This window comes from Photobacterium sp. R1 (assembly GCF_054600795.1).
Genome location: NZ_BAAHZP010000102.1, coordinates 1 through 444, shown reverse-complemented (window position 1 = coordinate 444; position 444 = coordinate 1). Strand labels below are relative to the sequence as shown.

Below are 444 nucleotides of genomic sequence, written 5' to 3'. Positions count from 1 at the left end.
CAATTGACGATTGAGTGTATCCTCTTTCAGACTTTACCGGTCTGCCAGGAAGGCGGGCCGAGATGCACCTGATGCTCAGCGGCTCGGGAACCAACAAAGAATCAATTCAGCAATGACACGGAGTATGCAACATGCAACATGGAAGAAGCATGTGGGTCTGGTTATGGTTACTGCTGCTGTCACTCCCCCTGAGGGCTGAAGAAATCAGCCAGCAGGAATACCGGCAGGTAACGCAGGACATCACACCGGCATTAAAATCGCTCAAAACCCTGTACCGGGAGAGTGATATTGCCCAGCTCAATTATCAGCTGGCCGATTTCTCTGTGCTGGAACAGGAAGCACTTCGTGCTGAGCTGGTGGATTACGCGCAAAGCCTCAAGCAACAGGATGAACAAAAGATTGGCTGGATGGAAACACTGGCCTCACGCAATCCCCGGTTTACCC

1 protein-coding gene is annotated in these 444 nt (G+C 51.8%); it reads left to right on the top strand.

The window, feature by feature from the left end; translation table 11 throughout:
• Positions 1-149: 149 nt before the first annotated feature.
• Positions 150-444, top strand: a 295-nt coding sequence (locus ACYP03_RS24160) for a hypothetical protein (protein ID WP_459782388.1), incomplete at its 3' end; no start/stop codon positions are given.